Origin of the sequence: Tritonibacter sp. SIMBA_163 (genome assembly GCF_046535935.1) — a bacterium.
In the GTDB taxonomy this organism is placed as follows: Bacteria; Pseudomonadota; Alphaproteobacteria; order Rhodobacterales; family Rhodobacteraceae; genus Epibacterium; species Epibacterium scottomollicae.
Map to the genome: position 1 here is coordinate 1 of NZ_JAWJBP010001392.1, position 234 is coordinate 234.

General features: G+C 57.3%; 1 protein-coding gene. It reads left to right on the forward strand.

Features of this window, described 5'->3' with window-relative positions:
• A partial coding sequence (locus R0J92_RS26865) for an LLM class flavin-dependent oxidoreductase (RefSeq protein WP_411053929.1) occupies positions 1-234 on the forward strand: 234 nt, incomplete at both ends.

Genomic DNA, 234 nt, shown 5'->3' on the forward strand with positions numbered 1-234 from the left:
GGCACAACCGGCACACAAGACCCGGTTATCGCTCTTGCAGCGCTGGCCCATGCCACATCGCATATCGGGCTTATTGCGACCGTCTCAACGACGTTTCTGCATCCTTACAATCTTGCACGCCAGATCGGAACGCTGGACCATTTGAGCGGTGGCAGAACAGGCTGGAATGCCGTGACCTCTTCGGTCGGCGAAGAAAATTTCGGCGGCGACCTGCCAAGTCCGGAAGAACGCTAT